Source organism: Streptomyces sp. NBC_01428 (assembly GCF_036231965.1).
Classification (GTDB): domain Bacteria; phylum Actinomycetota; class Actinomycetes; order Streptomycetales; family Streptomycetaceae; genus Streptomyces.
Map to the genome: position 1 here is coordinate 7,366,056 of NZ_CP109499.1, position 16,661 is coordinate 7,382,716.

The window sequence follows — 16,661 nt, forward strand, 5'->3', positions numbered from 1 at the left end:
CGGTTCCTCCGTGTTCGTCCGTGGGGACGGGGCGAGGGGAGTGGCCCCCTGGCCCAGAGATACGGTCCGCGACGCCCGTGCGTTCACCCGTCGCACGGACTCTGCCGCCGAACTTCAGTACCGGGTCAGGGCGGTGGGCCCGCTCGCGGTGCCGATGGCGATGTGCGGGCCGCGTGCCGGGTCCGCCCAGGTGAGCAGGCGCCGCATGGTGTCCGCCGGCACGGACACACAACCGGCCGTCGGCCCGCTCCCGTTGACGTGCAGGAAGATCCCGGCGCCGCGTCCGCGCACCGGGCGCGCGTAGTTGAACCCGATGACGAAGGCGTGCGCGTACTGCTTCTCGTAGGCGACCAGGTGTTCGGACTCGGCGGCCCGGCAGTCCGCGGGGCGCGGCTCGGTCCAGCGGTTGTACGACCGGGACGCGTTGTCCTGGCACCACCACGAGTCCTGTCGCACGGGGCGGTAGGGCACCGCGGTCCCGCCCGGCGCGGGGCTGGTCCCGAAGGCGTACGGCAGGTCGTACAGGCCGGTGGGCGTCGTGTTCGTGCCCTGGCGCCGCGCGCCGCCCTCGACGAGTCCGTTCGCCCCGAAGCGCGCGGTGGCGGAGCCCGCCCGCACCCAGCGTCCGTCCCGCCGGTCCCACCAGCTGAGGGTTCCCGACGTGGCGCTCCCGCGCGGGGCCTGTGCGGTGATCAGCTGGGTGCCGCCGCCGGTGTCGCCCATCAGCTCGGGCAGTTCGCGCGGCGGCGGCCCGCCCGGGGCCAGGGCGAGCAGGGACGCGGACGCGAGGGCGACGGCTCCGAGGCGCATGGCTCAGACCGTACTGGGGGGCAACGGCAGCGGCAGCCCGGGAAGGCCGTCCAGGCTCGTCGCGATGTGCTCCTTCTTGGTGAAGTACGCGTCCAGGGAGGCGTCGTCCTCCCGGGCGAACCGCCTGCCGTGCAGATCGCGGTCCTCCTCGTACGCCATGAAGGGGACGGCGTAGCCGCAGGAGTCGCGGACGGTCTCGGCGGTGACGACGATGACCGCGCGCAGGCCGTGCTGCGCCGGGTCGATGGCGGGGAAACGGCCGACGAGTTCCTTGAAGCGCGGGTCGTCCCGGAAGACGGGTTCGCCGCGGCCGTGCACCCGCACGATGTTGGGCGGCCCCTGGAAGGCGCACCACATGAGGGTGATGCGGCCGTTCTCGCGCAGGTGCGCGATGGTCTCGGCGGTGCTGCCCGCGAAGTCCAGATAGGCGACGGTCAGCTCGTCGAGCACGACGAAGGAGCCGGCGAGGCCCTTGGGGGACAGGTTGACGGTGCCGTCCCCCGACAGCGGTGCGGTGGCGGTGAAGAAGAGGGGCTGTGCCTCGATGAACGTGCGGAGGCGGCCGTCGATGCGCTCATAGGTCTTTCCCATGGCTAACGATTATGGCGGAAAATCTTTCGTTCGCCTAAGGAATTTCCCGTTCCGTGTGCGGGATCGCGGGCGACGCCGTTGACGAATCATGCAGAGTCCTGCATACTCATGCATGTCAGCGAATGCACTGTGAGGAGAAACCCGTGACCGAGCGCGTCGTACTCGCCTACTCGGGCGGTCTGGACACCTCCGTCGCCATCGGCTGGATCGCCGAGGAGACGGGTGCCGAGGTCATCGCGGTCGCGGTCGACGTCGGCCAGGGTGGCGAGGACCTGGACGTCATCCGCAAGCGCGCCCTCGCGTGCGGCGCCGTCGAGGCCGAGGTCGCGGACGCCAAGGACGAGTTCGCCGACGAGTACTGCCTCCCGGCGATCAAGGCCAACGCCCTCTACATGGACCGCTACCCGCTGGTCTCCGCCCTCTCCCGGCCGACGATCGTCAAGCACCTCGTCGCCGCCGCGCAGAAGCACGGCGCGACCACGGTCGCCCACGGCTGCACCGGCAAGGGCAACGACCAGGTGCGGTTCGAGGCCGGCATCGTCGCCCTCGCCCCGGACCTCAAGTGCATCGCCCCGGTCCGCGACTACGCGATGACCCGGGACAAGGCCATCGCCTTCTGCGAGGAGAAGCAGCTCCCGATCGCCACCACCAAGAAGTCCCCGTACTCCATCGACCAGAACGTCTTCGGACGCGCGGTCGAGACGGGCTTCCTGGAGGACATCTGGAACGCGCCGATCGAGGACATCTACGAGTACACCTCGAACCCCGCCGAGCAGCGCGAGGCCGACGAGGTCGTCATCTCCTTCAAGGAAGGCGTGCCGGTCGCGATCGACGGCAGGCCCGTCAGCGTCCTCCAGGCCATCCAGCAGCTCAACGAGCGCGCCGGCGCCCAGGGCATCGGCCGGATCGACATGGTCGAGGACCGGCTCGTGGGCATCAAGTCCCGCGAGGTGTACGAGGCTCCGGGCGCGATCGCGCTGATCACCGCCCACCAGGAGCTGGAGAACGTCACCGTCGAGCGTGAACTCGCCCGCTACAAGCGGCAGGTCGAGCAGCGCTGGGGCGAACTGGTCTACGACGGTCAGTGGTTCTCCCCGCTCAAGCGCGCCCTGGACGGCTTCATCACCGAGGCCAACCAGCACGTCAACGGCGACATCCGGATGACCCTGCACGGCGGCCGCGCGGTCGTCACCGGCCGGCGCTCCGACACGTCGCTCTACGACTTCGACCTCGCCACGTACGACACGGGCGACACCTTCGACCAGGCCGCGGCCAAGGGCTTCATCGACATCTACAGCCTGTCGTCGAAGATCGCCGCCAAGCGGGACCTGGCGTAAGGCACGAGGGACTCGGCGGTCCGGTCGTGTCCGCCGTCTCCTGGCACCCCACCCACTAGCCTGACAGCCGCCTCCTCACCCGCGTGAGGAGGCGGTGGCACATCCAACCCCCGCGAGGAGCAACGCAAGTGAGCAGCAACAGCGGTGACGTCCGGCTCTGGGGCGGACGGTTCGCCGACGGTCCCGCCGAGGCCCTGGCCAAGCTGTCCGCGTCGGTCCACTTCGACTGGCGCCTCGCGCCGTACGACATCGCCGGATCGCGTGCCCACGCGCGCGTGCTGCACGGTGCGGGCCTGCTCACCGAGGACGAGCTCACCCGCATGACCGAGGGGCTCGACCGGCTGGAGGCCGATGTGGCCGACGGCTCGTTCGTCGGGACCATCGCCGACGAGGACGTCCACACCGCCCTGGAGCGCGGTCTGCTGGAGCGCCTCGGCGCGGACCTCGGCGGCAAGCTGCGCGCCGGCCGCTCCCGCAACGACCAGGTCGCCACGCTCTTCCGGATGTACCTGCGCGACCACGCCCGGATCGTCGGCGGCCTGATCGCCGACCTCCAGGAGGCGCTCATCGGGCTCGCGGAGGCCCACCCGGACGTGGCGATGCCCGGCCGCACCCATCTCCAGCACGCCCAGCCGGTGCTCTTCGCCCACCACGTCCTCGCCCACGTCCAGTCCCTCTCCCGGGACGCGGAGCGGCTGCGCCAGTGGGACGAGCGGACCGCCGTCTCGCCCTACGGCTCCGGCGCGCTGGCCGGTTCCTCCCTCGGCCTCGACCCGCAGGCGGTCGCGAAGGACCTCGGCTTCGAGCACGGCAGCGTCGCCAACTCCATCGACGGCACGGCCTCCCGTGACTTCGTGGCGGAGTTCGCCTTCATCACCGCGATGATCGGCGTGAACCTCTCCCGGATCGCCGAGGAGGTCATCATCTGGAACACGAAGGAGTTCTCCTTCGTCACGCTCCACGACGCGTTCTCCACCGGCTCGTCGATCATGCCGCAGAAGAAGAACCCGGACATCGCCGAGCTAGCGCGCGGCAAGTCGGGCCGGCTGATCGGCAACCTCACGGGACTGATGGCCACCCTCAAGGCGCTGCCCCTCGCGTACAACCGCGACCTCCAGGAGGACAAGGAGCCCGTCTTCGACTCCTGCGACCAGCTGGAGGTCCTGCTCCCCGCCTTCACCGGCATGATGGCCACGCTGACCGTGCACCGCGAGCGCATGGAGGAGCTGGCCCCGGCGGGCTTCTCGCTCGCCACCGACATCGCCGAGTGGCTGGTCAAGCAGGGCGTGCCGTTCCGCGTCGCGCACGAGGTGGCCGGCGAGTGCGTGAAGGTCGCCGAGGCGGACGGCAAGGAGCTCGACGAGCTGACCGACGAGCAGTTCGCCAAGATCTCCCCGCACCTGACACCGCAGGTGCGGTCCGTCCTGAACGTGCCCGGCGCCCTCGCCTCCCGCGACGGCCGCGGCGGCACGGCCCCCGTCGCGGTCGCCGCCCAGCTCGCCGACATCAAGGCGGACGTGGCGGAACAGCAGCACTGGGCGCAGGCCAAGCGGAAGCAGTAGCCCGGGCACGGGCGCGCGGCACCGGCGGTGCCGCGTCCCGGAGCGGGTGCCGTACGACGGAGGGCGTCGCGGGTTACGTTGGTCCGGAGCCGTAGAGGAGCCGACCGAAACGGAGCCGCGATGCCCTTCGCACGCCTGGCCTCAGCCACGACGCCCACCGCCCGCATCGGTCTGGGCCTCGCCGCCGTCGGCCGCCCCGGCTACATCAACCTCGGCCGCGAGGAGGACCTCCCGGCCGACCGCAGTGTCGACGCCCTGCGCGAGCGCACCCACGAACTCCTCGACGCCGCCTACGCCCAGGGCGTCCGCTACTTCGACGTGGCCCGCTCCTACGGCCGCTCCGAGGAGTTCCTCGCCGACTGGCTGCGCGACCGCCCCGGCGTCGACGACGTCGTCGTCGGCAGCAAGTGGGGCTACACGTACACCGCGGACTGGCGCACCGACGCCGAGGCGCACGAGGTCAAGGACCACGGCCTCGCCACGTACGAGCGGCAGCGCGCCGAGACCGCCGAGCTGCTCGGCGACCGGCTCGACCTCTACCAGATCCACTCGGTGACCCCGGACAGCCCGGCCCTCACCGACAAGGAACTGCACGCCGCGCTCGCCGAGGCGGCCGCCGGGGGACTGTCGATCGGCTTCTCCACCAGCGGGCCCGCGCAGGCCGACGCGATCCGTGCCGCCCTCGCCGTGACCGTCGACGGCGAACCGCTCTTCCGCACGGTCCAGTCCACGTACAACGTCCTGGAGACCTCGGCCGGGCCCGCGCTCGCCGAGGCCCACGACGCCGGACTGACCGTGATCGTCAAGGAGGGCATGGCCAACGGCCGGCTCGCCGCGCCCCACGCGCCCGAGGCGCTGCGCGCCGTCGCCGACGAGACGGGCCTCGGCTGCGACGCGGTCGCCCTCGCGCTCGTCCTGCGGCAGCCCTGGGCCGGCGTGGTGCTCTCGGGCGCCGCCACCGCCAACCAGCTCGCCTCGAACCTGCACGCGGCCGTCGTCGACCTCGGCGACGACCAGCTCCACCGGCTCGCCGCCCTCACGGAGGCGCCCCGCGCGTACTGGGAGCGGCGCGGGCAGCTCCCCTGGCACTGACCTTCCGCCCTGCGGGGTCTGCGTCCTGAGCCCCCTCACCCGCCGTGCACGCGGCACCGGTGAGACGCATGTGCCCAGGATGAGACGTCACTGTCTCATCTGGGGTACTCTTGTCTCATGGCTGTCGATCGTGACCACGTGCTGCGCAGCGCAGCCGCCCTGCTGACCCGGAAATCCACCGCGACCATGGACGAGGTCGCGAAGGCCGCCGGGATCAGCCGGGCCACGCTGCACCGCCAGTTCGCCGGACGCGACGCGCTCGTACGGGCGCTGGAGGCCCTCGGCATCGAGGAGTGCGAGGCGGCCCTGGACGCCGCCCGCCTGGACGAGGGCACCGCCCAGGAGGCCGTGCGCCGCCTGGTGAAGGAGCTGGAGAAGGCGGCCGGACTGCTCGCCTTCCTCTACACGGAGAACCAGCTGTTCGAGGGGGACGGGCAGCACGAGGGCTGGGCCCGGCTCGACGCCCGGATGTCCGCGCTGTTCCGGCGCGGCCAGGAGAGCGGCGAGTTCCGCATCGACCTCACACCCCCCTGGCTCACCGAGGCGCTCTACGGCCTGATGGCCTCCGCGTCCTGGGCCGTCACCGAGGGCCGGATCGCCGCCAACGACTTCCACCACATGATCGTCGAGCTGCTGCTCGGCGGAGCGCTACGGAGAGAGGAACCATGACCAGCACCCTGCAGCCGGCCGTCGCGGCGGAGGTGGAGAAGCGCCCGGGCCGCTGGCTCGCGCTCTCCGTCCTCGTCCTCGCCGTGCTGTTGGTGGCCGTCGACGCGACCGTCCTCGGCCTCGCGACCCCGTACATCAGCGAGGACCTGAAGCCCTCGGGCACCCAGCTCCTGTGGATCGGGGACGTCTACTCCTTCGTCATCGCCGGACTGCTCGTCTCGATGGGCAGCCTCGGCGACCGCATCGGCCGCAAGAAGCTGCTGCTCGTCGGCGCGACGGCGTTCGGGCTCGTATCCGTGCTCAACGCGTACGCGACGACACCCGAGATGATGATCCTGGCGCGGGCGCTGCTCGGCGTCGCGGGCGCGACCCTGATGCCCGCCACCCTCGCCCTGATCCGCAACATCTTCCACGACCCGCGCGAGCGCAGCCTCGCCATCGGCATCTGGGGCGCGACGGCCTCCGCCGGTACCGCCGTCGGCCCGGTGGTCGGCGGTTTCCTGCTCGAACACTTCTGGTGGGGCTCGGTCTTCCTCATCAACCTTCCGGTGATGGTGGTCCTCGTCCTCGTCGGCATCAAGCTGCTGCCCGAGTCGAAGAGCCCCAGTCACGGGCCCTGGGACCTGATCAGCGTGACGCTGTCCCTCGTCGGTGTGATCGGCGTGGTCTACGCGGTGAAGGAGGCCGCCGCGCACGGTCCGAGCGGCGCGGTGTTCGCCACCGGACTGCTCGGCGTCGCCGCGCTCGTCTGGTTCGTGCGCCGTCAGCTCACGCTGCCCGCGCCCCTGCTGGACGTCCGCCTCTTCCGCCACCGGGGCTTCTCCGGTGCCGTGCTCGCCGATCTGTTCACCGTCCTCGGTCTGTCCGGGCTGGTGTTCTTCCTCTCCCAGTACCTGCAACTCGTGCAGGGACGCGGCCCGTTCGAAGCCGGGCTCGCCGAGATCCCGGCCGCGGTCGGCGCCGTCGCCGCCGGTCTGGTCGCGGGCCGCTACGCCCGCCGGTTCTCCGTGCGCGTCGTCGTCTCCGGCGGCCTCGCCGCGGTGGGCCTCGCGCTCGGCACGCTCACCGTGCTCGGCCAGTCGACGGGCTACCCGGTCCTCGGCGCGGCCCTGCTGGTCGTCGGCATCGGTGCCGGCTTCTCGTTCACGGTGACCGCCGACGTGATCCTGTCGACCGTGCCCAAGGACCAGGCGGGCGCCGCGTCCGCGGTCTCCGAGACGGCGTACGAACTCGGCGCGGCCCTCGGCATCGCCCTGCTCGGCTCCGTCGTGACCGGCGTCTACGCCGGCTTCAGCGGCCCGGCGGGCACCCCCGCCGCGGCGCACGACTCCCTGGGCGGAGCGGTGGAGGCGGCCGCGAGCCTGCCCGCACCGGCCGCCGAGGCGATGCTGAACGCCGCCCGCGAGTCCTTCGTGGACGGGCTGGCGCTGGCGTCCGGCGCGGGAGCCGTCGTGCTGCTCGCCACCGCGGTGGCGGCCTGGTTCCTGCTGCGCGGCCAGAAGCTGGAGACGTAAGGACCGCGAACACGAACGGGTGGGCCCCGGCCGGTATCCACCGGCCGGGGCCCACCCCGTTTCGCGTGTCGTGCGGGCGAAGCCCTACGCGGCCTTCGCCTTCGTCGCGTACATGTCCACGTACTCCTGGCCGGACAGCCGCATGACCTCGGTCATCACCGAGTCGGTCACGGCGCGCAGCACGTACCGGTCACGGTCCATGCCCTCGTACCGGGAGAACTCCATGGCGGGGCCGAAGCGGACGGTGACCTTGCCCGGGCGCGGGATGCCCGCGCCGCCCGGCTGGAGCTTGTCGGTGCCGATCATCGCGAACGGCACGACCGGTGCCCCGGTCATCAGGGTGAGGCGGGCGATGCCGGTGCGGCCGCGGTAGAGCCGGCCGTCGGGGGAGCGGGTGCCCTCGGGGTAGATGCCGAAGACCTTGCCCTCCTCCAGGATGCGGCGGCCGGTCATCAGCGCCGCGACACCGCCGTTGGCGCCGTCGCGGTCCACCGGGATCATGCCGACGCCGGTGAAGAACCACGCCATCAGCCGGCCCTTGAAGCCCTTGCCCGTGACGTACTCGTCCTTGCCGATGAACAGCACCTGCCGGTCGCAGACCAGCGGAAGGATCATCGAGTCGATGAACGTGAGGTGGTTGCCGGCCAGGATCACCGGACCGTCGCCCGGAATGTGCTCCACGCCCTCCACCCGAGGACGGAACATCAGGCGCATGATCGGTCCGAGCGCTGCCTTGATGAGCGCGAAGCGGGACAACAGGCCCTCCGGTGTCAAGGGATCGGTATGGAGTCTGTGCAGGTGAGGACGATACTCGCGGTTCCCGGGTGATTGCACATCGGGTTCACCGACTGGATACGCGGTGTTGACGCACGTTTACCTGCGGTGGCACGCCTGTGGGCGGCCGACATCGGGGCGACACGATGTGACGGACATCGCGCGCCGCACCGGCGAACGGGTGACCCCGCCAAGGTTCGCCGCCCACTCGCCGCTGCCTCCCGGGTACCCCGCCGCCCCGGACCGAAGCGGACGGACCATCAGGTTCCGCATCCCCGGCACCCGCCCGGAATCATCGACTGTTCCGCCGCAGGCCTCCCTCCCGTCACACGGGGACACCTACGATCGTCCCGCTCGACAGGCAGGGCACCTACGGCGGGAGGAACGCTCATGGGAGTGCAGGAGTCGAACGGTCAGGAGCGGGGCACGGCGCGGCGGACGCTGCTCGGGGCCGCGGTGCTCGGAGCCGGAGGTGCGGTCCTCGGACTGCCCGGCACGGCGAGAGCCGACGAGCGCCACGGAGGCGGCGGCTACCGCGGACTGCCCAAGCCGACGATCATCGGTCACCGCGGCGCCAGCGGCTACCGGCCGGAGCACACCTTCGGCTCGTACCAGCTCGCCCTCGACCTCGGCGCCGACGTCGTCGAGGCCGGTGACCTCGTCCCGACCAAGGACGGTCACCTCGTCTGCCGCCACGAACCGGAGATCGGCGGGACCACCGACGTCGCCGCGCACCCCGAGTTCGCCGCGCGCAAAACGACCAAGACGCTGGACGGCGTCCCCACCACCGGCTGGTTCACCGAGGACTTCACCCTCGCCGAGCTGAAGACGCTGCGCGCCGTCGAGCGCATCCCCGCCAACCGCCCGCACAACACCCTCTACAACGGGCGCTGGGAGATCCCCACCTTCGAAGAGGTGCTCCGCTGGCAGGACGAGCAGACCCGCAAGCGCGGCAAGCAGGTCTGGATCTACCCCGAGACCAAGCACCCCACCTACTTCCGGGCGCTCGGCCTCGGCCTGGAGGAGCGCGTCGCCAAGCTCCTGCGCAGGTACGGAAAGGACAAGAAGGACTCGCCGGTCATCCTGCAGTCCTTCGAGCCGACCAGCATCCAGCGGCTGGACAAGCTCGTCGGGAACCCGCTCGCCGTACTCCTCTCGGGCGCGGACACCCGCCCCTGGGACTTCGTCGCGACGGGAGACCCGCGCACCGTCGCCGACCTGGTCACGCCCCAGGGCCTGCAGTGGATCGCCTCGTTCGCCCAGGGCATCGGCCCCACGCTCGACCTCGTCATCCCCAAGGACGCGGCCGGCAACCTCACCACGCCGACCACGCTCGTCGCCGACGCGCACCACGCGGGCCTCGTCCTGCACCCCTACACCATGCGCAACGAGAACCCGTTCCTGCCGGCCAACTTCCGCAAGGGCACGGACCCGACCGCGTACGGGGACGCCTTCGGCGCGTTCAAGGCGTACTTCGAGACGGGCATCGACGGCGTCTTCTCCGACAACGCCGACACGGCGCTGCTGGCCCGCGCGGACTTCCTCGCCCGCTGAACCGCCGGCCCGACGGCACACCGCACCGCGCGCCGGACCGTCAACCGGCGCCCGTGTCACCCCGGATGGGGTGACAACCGGCCGTCCCGGCAACCTCCTGCCGGGGCGGCCGCGTCGTGCCGCACATGACCCACGAGATGGTTTCCGCGCTCCGGCCGCTGCTCGCCGCCGAGGCGTCGGCCGAGGCCCACGCGTCCGGCACCGAGCAGAACGATCTGGAACAGGCCGTCTGGCTCCGCCTCCTGGAGCGGCTGGACACCGCGGGCCCGCCCGCCGACCCGCCGGGATGGCTGCGCCGCGCGGTGCGCTCCGAGGCCCGAATCAGCCGCCGTACGGCACGCGCCGAGCAGCCGTACGCCGTCGAACCCGCGGACGACCGGCGGCACGGCCCCGAACAGCAGGCGATGACCGCCGACCGGCGCCGTGAACTGCACGCGGCCGTGCGCCGGCTGCCCCGCCGCTGCCGTGGCCTGATGGCCGCGCTGCTCTCCCCGGAAGACCTCACGTACCGGGAGATCGCAGGCGAGTTGGGTATCTCACAGGGCAGTCTGGGTCCGGAACGTTCCAGATGCCTGGGATGTCTGCGGCGATTGCTCGCGGTGGAGGTTGCGGCCCACTGACGACGGGGATAGGAGTGGGGGACGACCGGTGAACAGGTGAGCGGGAGGCATGCACACATGGGCATGAGCGTGACCATCTCGGCGGCGACCGAGCAGGACGCAGAACAGATCCTGAAGCTGCAGTACCTCTGCTACCAGAGTGAGGCCGCGCTGTACGGCGACTACGGCATCGAGCCGCTCACCCAGCCGCTCGAATCGCTCAGGGCGGAACTCGCGGACGCCACGGTCCTGGTGGCCCGGCTCGGCGACGAGGTGGTGGCCTCCGTCCGGGGCGCCGTCGACGCCGACGGGACGGCCCGGATCAACAAGCTCATCGTGCACCCGCGCATGCAGCGGCACGGCCTCGGCGGACGGCTGCTCGCCGCGATCGAGACCCGGCTGGGCGCGGACGGCGCGGCCACGTCCTTCCAGCTCTTCACCGGCCACCGCAGCGAGCACAACCTGCGCCTGTACCGCAAGCACGGCTACGCGCCCGTCTCCCGGGAGCAGGTCGACGAGCGGCTGACCCTGGTGACCCTCGCCAAGGGCGCCGACACCGTCGCGTACGCCACCAGCGCCTGACGGCCCCGGCCGTCGGCCGGCACCCCGCCCGGCCGGCACCCCGCCGAGGGGCGGGAGCCGGATCCGGCGGCCGCAGCAGTCGCTAACGGGCGGTGGTACGCGCCGTGCGCAGCCAGTACATCGCCGACAGCGGCAGCAGGACCGGGATGAAGAGATAGCCCATCCCGTAGTCCGACCACACCGTGGCGTCGGGGAAGGCCGACGGCTCCACCAGCGTCCACGTCCCGACGATCAGCACGCCCGCGAGCTCGGCGGCGCAGCACACCAGCGCCGCCCTGCGCGCCCTCTCCCCGCCCCGCACGAGCGAGTACGTGATGAAGCCGTAGACGAGACCGGCGACCGCGGACAGCGAGTAGGCGAGCGGAGCCTTGTCGAACTCCGTGGAGATCTGCACGGCCGACCGCGAGACCGCGCCGACCACCATCACCCCGTACAGCCAGACCAGCAGCATCCCGGGGCCGCTGATGAGCCGGGTGCGCCCGGTGGCCGCGGGCTCCTCGTGCACCGTGTCGTCCCGCCCGTCCCGAGGCACGCTCGTGTTCTCCTCCGTGGCCGTCATCTCAGCCTCCCCAGATGTCGTAGAGCCGCACTTCGAGCACGGCGAGGACGATGCCGCCCGCCGCCACCGTGACCGAACCCCAGCGCGTCCGCTCCGCCAGCGACATGAACGCCACGGCGGGAACGCACGCGAAGGCGCCGAGCAGATACGCCACGAAGATCGTCGTGCCCTGCTCCGGCTTCTCGCCGCGCGCCAGCTGGACCACGCCGACCACCAGCTGGACCGCGGCGAGCAGCGACACCACGGCCATGCCGATGAAGTGCCAGTCCTTCGTCGGCTGATCACGGTAGGCGGCCCAGCCGCACCAGGCGGCGAGCGCGAGCGCGGCGACAGCCGTCGCGACCGTCAGGGCATCAAGCATGCCGCGACCCTATTACGGGCCAAAAGGCCCGATGCGCTCGCCCCCGGGGTGGCCCGTAGGGTCGAGGGCATGAAGATCCACGCTGAGGCCCTCCTGTTCGACAACGACGGCACCCTCGTCTCGTCCCTGGACTCGGTGAACCGCTGCTGGACCCGCTGGGCGCAGGAGTACGGCATCACCGCCGAGGACTTCGCCCGCATCGAACTGCACGGCCGCCCCGCCGCCGAGATCGTCGCCGATCTGCTGCCCCCCGAGACCGCGCCCGAGGCCCTCGCCAGGGTCGAGCAACTGGAGATCGAGGACGTCGCGGGCGGGGTCGTCCCGCTTCCCGGCACCCTCGCGCTGCTCGCCGCCCTGCCCGCCGAGCGCTGGGCCGTCGTCACCTCGGCGACCCGCCGGCTCGCCGAGGCCCGCCTCTCCGAGGTCGGCATCCTCCCCAAGACGCTGATCGCCGCCGACGACATCACCCGCGGCAAGCCCGACCCGGAGCCCTACCTGCTCGCCGCCCGCCGGCTCGGCGTCGACCCCGCCCGCTGCGTCGTCTTCGAGGACGCCCCGGCCGGCCTCCAGTCGGGCCGCGCCGCCGGGATGACCACCGTGGCGTTGGCCACAACGCACCAGGCCCACGAGCTGGACGCCGACCACGTCGTCGAGGACCTCTCCGCCCTGTCGGTCCTGGTCACCGACGGGGGCGTGGAGCTCTCCGCCCGGGACTGAACCGTGTCCACCGCTGTCCGCTATACGGACAGCGGTGGCGGCTCCCCGCTTGGCGTCTGCTTTACTTCATCCCATGACCACGACGAGCAGCCGCATCCTTGCGACCGAGGCGACCATGACGCCCGGTGCTCGCTGTATGTGTCGAATGTGCGCCTTCTAGAGGGCCCCCGCACCACCGCCTGATCCCGCGCCCCGAAGCGGGATCGCCGCGCCCTGTGTCCGTACCGCGTACGTGACCGGGTTGCCTCGCGCACCTGTTCTCCCTCCGGTTCATCGCCATCGCGAGAATCCGTGTCGCGTTCCCGCCCGCATGCACCCGTGCCCCGGCGTACACCCACGCCCGCACTCGACAGTGACGGAATCCCCCCAGTGATCACGACAACGGGCCTCACCAAGGTCTACCGCTCGCGCGGCCGTGAAGTGACCGCCCTCGACGGCGTCGATCTGCATGTCCGCGAAGGCGAGGTGTACGGCGTCATCGGTCAGTCCGGCGCCGGCAAGTCCTCCCTCATCCGCTGCGTCAACCTGCTGGAGCGCCCCACCGCCGGCACGGTCACCGTCGCCGGACAGGACCTCACGGCGCTCGCCGGGCGCGGCCCGCGCGCGGGCCGCGAGCTCCGCCAGGCGCGCAGCCGGATCGGCATGGTCTTCCAGCACTTCAACCTGCTGTCCTCGCGCACGGTCCAGGACAACGTCGAGCTCCCGCTCGAGATCCTCGGCGTCTCGGGCAGGCGGCGGTCCTCCAAGGCACTCGAACTCCTCGACCTGGTCGGCCTCTCCGACAAGGCCAAGGCCTACCCCGCGCAGCTCTCCGGCGGCCAGAAGCAGCGCGTCGGCATCGCCCGCGCCCTGGCCGGCGACCCCAAGGTGCTGCTCTCCGACGAGGCGACCAGCGCCCTCGACCCGGAGACCACCCGCTCCATCCTCCAGCTGCTGCGCGACCTGAACCGCCAGCTGGGCCTGACCGTCCTGCTGATCACGCACGAGATGGACGTGGTCAAGTCGATCTGCGACTCGGCCGCGCTGATGGACCGGGGCCGCGTCGTCGAGTCCGGCACCGTCAGCGAACTCCTCGCGACGCCCGGCTCCGAACTGGCCTCCGCGCTCTTCCCGGTCAGCGGCGACGTGTCCGGCGACGACCGCACCGTCATCGACGTCACCTTCGTCGGCGAGGCGGCGACCCGGCCGGTCATCTCGCAGCTCTCGCGCACCTACAACATCGACATCTCGATCCTCGGCGCCGCGATGGACACCGTCGCGGGACGCCAGGTCGGCCGGATGCGCATCGAACTGCCCGGCGGCTACGAGGAGAACGTCGTGCCCATCGGCTTCCTCCGCGAGCAGGGCCTGCAGATCGACGTCGTCGAACAGGACGCCCCGGAGTCCGTGCTGGTGAAGGAAGGTGCCAAGTGACCTGGTCCGAGATGCAGCCCCTGCTGTCCCAGGCGTGTTGGGACACCCTCTACATGGTCGGCTGGTCCACGCTCATAGCCATCGTCGGCGGTCTCCCGCTCGGCGTCCTGCTCGTCCTCACCGACCGCGGCGGACTCCTGCAGAACGTGGTCGTGAACAAGATCGTCGGGCAGGTCGTGAACGTCGCCCGCTCGCTGCCGTTCATCATCCTGATGGTCGCGCTGATGAGCTTCACGCGCACGATCACCGGGACCACCATCGGACGCGAGGCGGCCATCGTGCCGCTCGCCGTCGGCGCGATCCCGTTCTTCGCCCGCCTCGTCGAGACGGCGGTCCGCGAGGTGGACGGCGGACTCGTCGAGGCCGTGCAGGCGATGGGCGGCAACACCTGGACCGTCGTCCGCCGGGTCCTCGTGCCCGAGTCGCTGCCCTCGCTGATCTCCTCGGCGACCACCACGATCGTCGCCCTCATCGGCTACTCGGCGATGGCCGGCACCGTCGGCGCGGGCGGCCTCGGCGACATCGCCATCCGGTACGGCTACCAGCGCTTCGAGACCACCATGATGTGGATCACCGTCGCCATCCTCGCGGTCGTCATCTCCCTCATCCAGTTCGCCGGCGACTACGCGGCCCGCGGCCTGCACCGCCGCGGCGGTGGGTCGGGCGCCGCCCCGAAGCTGCGGTTCCTCAAGTCCCGGGAGACCTCCGCCGCCGACGTCGGCACGGTCGCCTGACACCCCGGCGGCCCGTCCTCCGGCCGCCGGCATCCACCCCCCTCGGTTTCCCCGTCCACCTCATGACGGGGCGGCACCACCCATAAGGAAAGGCACTTTTCGTGCGTAACACCGCCAAGATCACCACCGCTGTCCTCGCCGCCGGAGCCCTTACCCTCGGCCTCTCCGCCTGCGGCTCCGACAAGGACTCCGCGTCCTCCTCCGACACGAGCGGCCCGCTCGTCGTCGCCGCCAGTCCCGTCCCGCACGCCGAGATCCTGAACTTCGTCAAGAAGAACCTGGCGAAGAAGGCGGGCCTGGACCTGGAGGTCAAGGAGTTCCAGGACTACATCGTCCCGAACACGGCGACCGAGGACGGCTCGGTGGACGCCAACTACTTCCAGAACCAGCCGTACCTCGACGACTTCAACAAGAAGCGCGGCACCCACATCGTGCCCGTCGTCACGGTGCACCTGGAGCCGCTCGGCCTCTACTCCCACAAGGTGAAGAGCTCCGACGCCCTGAAGAGCGGTGCGACCGTCGCCGTCCCCAACGACGCGGTGAACGAGGCGCGCGCCCTGAAGCTGCTCGCCTCCAAGGGGCTCATCACCCTCAAGGACGGCGTCGGCAACGAGGCGACCCCGCAGGACATCTCCAAGAACCCGAAGAACCTGAAGTTCAAGGAGGTCGAGGCGGCTCAGACCCCGCGCTCCCTGGACGACGTGGACGCCGCGGTGATCAACGGCAACTACGCCATCTCCGCCGGTCTCAAGCCCGCCAAGGACGCCCTCGTCCTGGAGTCCGCGACGAACAACCCCTACGGCAACTTCCTCGCCGTCAAGAAGGGCAACGAGAACGACCCGCGCGTGAAGAAGCTCGCGAAGCTCCTCACCTCGCCCGAGGTCAAGAAGTTCATAGAGGACAAGTACGCCGGCTCCGTCATCCCCTCCTTCAAGTAGGCGGGAAGCGGCAGTTCACCGACCGAGGGGCCGCACGGCCCCGCCGGTCACCGCACGGGGTCCACTCCATTACCGGGAGTGGACCCCGTTGTGCGGTTCGGTGGTTTCATGCTGCATGCTGGGCAGTTCAGCGAACCTGGCGGTACATCAGGTCCGAAGTCCCCGACGGTTACGGAGCGTCGCATGACGAGCACCTTCCCCGACATCTCCATCAGCACGGAGCGGTTGGTCCTGCGTGCGCTCGACGAGGACGACGTCGCTCCGCTGGCCGAGATGATGAACGACGAGATGGTGGCGGCCTGGACGTCGATCCCGCAGCCGTTCTCCGAGGACGGCGCCCGCCACTGGATCACCGACTACGCGCCCACGGAACGCGCCGAGGGGCGTGGACTCGACCTCGCCGTCACCGAGTTCCTCACCCAGCGCCTGGTCGGCGTCATCCAGCTCGGCAAGACGAACTGGCGCGTGCGCTCCACCGAGCTCTCCTACATCATCGCCCCCTGGGCACGCGGTGAGGGCTACGCCTCCGAGGCGGCGCTCGCGACCGCCCGATGGCTCTTCGGGGACCAGAAGTTCGAACGCCTCGAGCTGCGGACGGCCGCCGACAACACCGCCTCCCAGCAGGTCGCCCAGAAGATCGGCTGCATCAGCGAGGGCGTCCTGCGCAACGCCTGCATAGCGCGTACCCGGACCGAGGACGGCACCTGGGCCGACCTGCGCACCGACTTCATCGTGTGGAGCCTGCTCCCCGAGGACCTGGAGGACGTCGGCGAGCACCGCGCCGACGCCGGCGGCTACACCTCGTACAACGACTGGAACTGAGCGGGGCGGGCACAGGGAGGGCGGTCCACGCGC

Annotated in this window: 18 protein-coding genes; 13 read left to right on the top strand and 5 right to left on the bottom strand. The window is 71.1% G+C overall.

Annotated elements, in window-relative coordinates; all coding sequences use genetic code 11:
- Positions 1–114 precede the first annotated feature (114 nt).
- Positions 115–810: a L,D-transpeptidase family protein gene (locus OG406_RS31930; protein WP_266854484.1), complete on the bottom strand. Its 696-nt coding sequence runs from the start codon at positions 808–810 to the stop codon at positions 115–117.
- A 3-nt stretch (positions 811–813) separates the two neighbouring features.
- Positions 814–1,401, bottom strand: coding sequence for a pyridoxamine 5'-phosphate oxidase family protein (locus tag OG406_RS31935; RefSeq protein WP_164371113.1), 588 nt, complete (start codon positions 1,399–1,401; stop codon positions 814–816).
- A gap of 143 nt (positions 1,402–1,544) precedes the next feature.
- On the opposite strand from OG406_RS31935, the gene OG406_RS31940 reads away from it, so the two are divergent.
- The 5 genes from OG406_RS31940 to OG406_RS31960 all read left to right on the top strand — a co-directional run bounded on the left by OG406_RS31940 (position 1,545) and on the right by OG406_RS31960 (position 7,575).
- Positions 1,545–2,738: an argininosuccinate synthase gene (locus OG406_RS31940; RefSeq protein ID WP_164371114.1), complete on the top strand. Its 1,194-nt coding sequence runs from the start codon at positions 1,545–1,547 to the stop codon at positions 2,736–2,738.
- A 128-nt stretch (positions 2,739–2,866) separates the two neighbouring features.
- Positions 2,867–4,300 carry an argininosuccinate lyase gene (argH, locus tag OG406_RS31945; RefSeq protein WP_164371115.1) on the top strand — a complete coding sequence of 478 codons (1,434 nt, stop codon included), beginning with the start codon at positions 2,867–2,869 and terminating at the stop codon, positions 4,298–4,300.
- A 120-nt stretch (positions 4,301–4,420) separates the two neighbouring features.
- Positions 4,421–5,392: an aldo/keto reductase gene (locus OG406_RS31950; protein WP_164371116.1), complete on the top strand. Its 972-nt coding sequence runs from the start codon at positions 4,421–4,423 to the stop codon at positions 5,390–5,392.
- A 117-nt stretch (positions 5,393–5,509) separates the two neighbouring features.
- Positions 5,510–6,061, top strand: coding sequence for a TetR/AcrR family transcriptional regulator (locus OG406_RS31955; protein ID WP_179165491.1), 552 nt, complete (start codon positions 5,510–5,512; stop codon positions 6,059–6,061).
- Complete coding sequence (locus OG406_RS31960; RefSeq protein ID WP_266854479.1) at positions 6,058–7,575, top strand: MFS transporter; 1,518 nt, start codon at positions 6,058–6,060, stop codon at positions 7,573–7,575. Before OG406_RS31955 ends, OG406_RS31960 begins: the two co-directional genes overlap by 4 nt.
- Before the next feature lie 84 nt (positions 7,576–7,659).
- Here OG406_RS31960 and OG406_RS31965 read toward each other — a convergent pair whose 3' ends face one another.
- Positions 7,660–8,331: a lysophospholipid acyltransferase family protein gene (locus tag OG406_RS31965; protein WP_081223413.1), complete on the bottom strand. Its 672-nt coding sequence runs from the start codon at positions 8,329–8,331 to the stop codon at positions 7,660–7,662.
- 408 nt (positions 8,332–8,739) lie between these two features.
- On the opposite strand from OG406_RS31965, the gene OG406_RS31970 reads away from it, so the two are divergent.
- The 3 genes from OG406_RS31970 to OG406_RS31980 all read left to right on the top strand — a co-directional run bounded on the left by OG406_RS31970 (position 8,740) and on the right by OG406_RS31980 (position 11,084).
- Positions 8,740–9,903 carry a glycerophosphodiester phosphodiesterase gene (locus OG406_RS31970; RefSeq protein ID WP_164371118.1) on the top strand — a complete coding sequence of 388 codons (1,164 nt, stop codon included), beginning with the start codon at positions 8,740–8,742 and terminating at the stop codon, positions 9,901–9,903.
- 125 nt (positions 9,904–10,028) lie between these two features.
- Positions 10,029–10,523 carry a sigma-70 family RNA polymerase sigma factor gene (locus OG406_RS31975; protein WP_164371119.1) on the top strand — a complete coding sequence of 165 codons (495 nt, stop codon included), beginning with the start codon at positions 10,029–10,031 and terminating at the stop codon, positions 10,521–10,523.
- Between the two features lie 57 nt (positions 10,524–10,580).
- Positions 10,581–11,084: a GNAT family N-acetyltransferase gene (locus OG406_RS31980; protein ID WP_266612193.1), complete on the top strand. Its 504-nt coding sequence runs from the start codon at positions 10,581–10,583 to the stop codon at positions 11,082–11,084.
- Positions 11,085–11,166: 82 nt separating this feature from the next.
- Here OG406_RS31980 and OG406_RS31985 read toward each other — a convergent pair whose 3' ends face one another.
- Positions 11,167–11,643, bottom strand: coding sequence for a hypothetical protein (locus tag OG406_RS31985; RefSeq protein WP_404123344.1), 477 nt, complete (start codon positions 11,641–11,643; stop codon positions 11,167–11,169).
- Between the two features lies 1 nt (position 11,644).
- Positions 11,645–12,004, bottom strand: coding sequence for a hypothetical protein (locus OG406_RS31990; protein WP_081223409.1), 360 nt, complete (start codon positions 12,002–12,004; stop codon positions 11,645–11,647).
- Positions 12,005–12,073: 69 nt separating this feature from the next.
- Between OG406_RS31990 and OG406_RS31995 the strand changes: the two genes are divergently transcribed.
- From OG406_RS31995 to OG406_RS32015, 5 genes are all read left to right on the top strand, one after another.
- Positions 12,074–12,721, top strand: a complete 648-nt coding sequence (locus OG406_RS31995) for an HAD family hydrolase (RefSeq protein WP_267050283.1) — start codon at positions 12,074–12,076, stop codon at positions 12,719–12,721.
- A 369-nt stretch (positions 12,722–13,090) separates the two neighbouring features.
- Positions 13,091–14,134, top strand: a complete 1,044-nt coding sequence (locus tag OG406_RS32000; protein WP_267050282.1) for a methionine ABC transporter ATP-binding protein — start codon at positions 13,091–13,093, stop codon at positions 14,132–14,134.
- The gene (locus tag OG406_RS32005; protein ID WP_081223406.1) at positions 14,131–14,868 is read left to right on the top strand and encodes a methionine ABC transporter permease; all 738 of its coding nucleotides are present in this window, start codon (positions 14,131–14,133) and stop codon (positions 14,866–14,868) included. Before OG406_RS32000 ends, OG406_RS32005 begins: the two co-directional genes overlap by 4 nt.
- Before the next feature lie 101 nt (positions 14,869–14,969).
- The gene (locus tag OG406_RS32010; RefSeq protein WP_081223405.1) at positions 14,970–15,806 is read left to right on the top strand and encodes a MetQ/NlpA family ABC transporter substrate-binding protein; all 837 of its coding nucleotides are present in this window, start codon (positions 14,970–14,972) and stop codon (positions 15,804–15,806) included.
- A gap of 183 nt (positions 15,807–15,989) precedes the next feature.
- Positions 15,990–16,628: a GNAT family N-acetyltransferase gene (locus OG406_RS32015; RefSeq protein ID WP_081223404.1), complete on the top strand. Its 639-nt coding sequence runs from the start codon at positions 15,990–15,992 to the stop codon at positions 16,626–16,628.
- The last annotated feature ends 33 nt before the right edge of the window (positions 16,629–16,661 follow it).

Coding starts and splice junctions, on each gene's coding strand:
- OG406_RS31930 (WP_266854484.1), bottom strand. CDS start 810: ATGCGCCTCGGAGCCGTCGCCCTCGCGTCCGCGTCCCTGCTCGCCCTG.
- OG406_RS31935 (WP_164371113.1), bottom strand. CDS start 1,401: ATGGGAAAGACCTATGAGCGCATCGACGGCCGCCTCCGCACGTTCATC.
- OG406_RS31950 (WP_164371116.1), top strand. CDS start 4,421: ATGCCCTTCGCACGCCTGGCCTCAGCCACGACGCCCACCGCCCGCATC.
- OG406_RS31955 (WP_179165491.1), top strand. CDS start 5,510: ATGGCTGTCGATCGTGACCACGTGCTGCGCAGCGCAGCCGCCCTGCTG.
- OG406_RS31960 (WP_266854479.1), top strand. CDS start 6,058: ATGACCAGCACCCTGCAGCCGGCCGTCGCGGCGGAGGTGGAGAAGCGC.
- OG406_RS31970 (WP_164371118.1), top strand. CDS start 8,740: ATGGGAGTGCAGGAGTCGAACGGTCAGGAGCGGGGCACGGCGCGGCGG.
- OG406_RS31975 (WP_164371119.1), top strand. CDS start 10,029: ATGACCCACGAGATGGTTTCCGCGCTCCGGCCGCTGCTCGCCGCCGAG.
- OG406_RS31980 (WP_266612193.1), top strand. CDS start 10,581: ATGGGCATGAGCGTGACCATCTCGGCGGCGACCGAGCAGGACGCAGAA.
- OG406_RS31985 (WP_404123344.1), bottom strand. CDS start 11,643: ATGACGGCCACGGAGGAGAACACGAGCGTGCCTCGGGACGGGCGGGAC.
- OG406_RS31990 (WP_081223409.1), bottom strand. CDS start 12,004: ATGCTTGATGCCCTGACGGTCGCGACGGCTGTCGCCGCGCTCGCGCTC.
- OG406_RS31995 (WP_267050283.1), top strand. CDS start 12,074: ATGAAGATCCACGCTGAGGCCCTCCTGTTCGACAACGACGGCACCCTC.
- OG406_RS32015 (WP_081223404.1), top strand. CDS start 15,990: ATGACGAGCACCTTCCCCGACATCTCCATCAGCACGGAGCGGTTGGTC.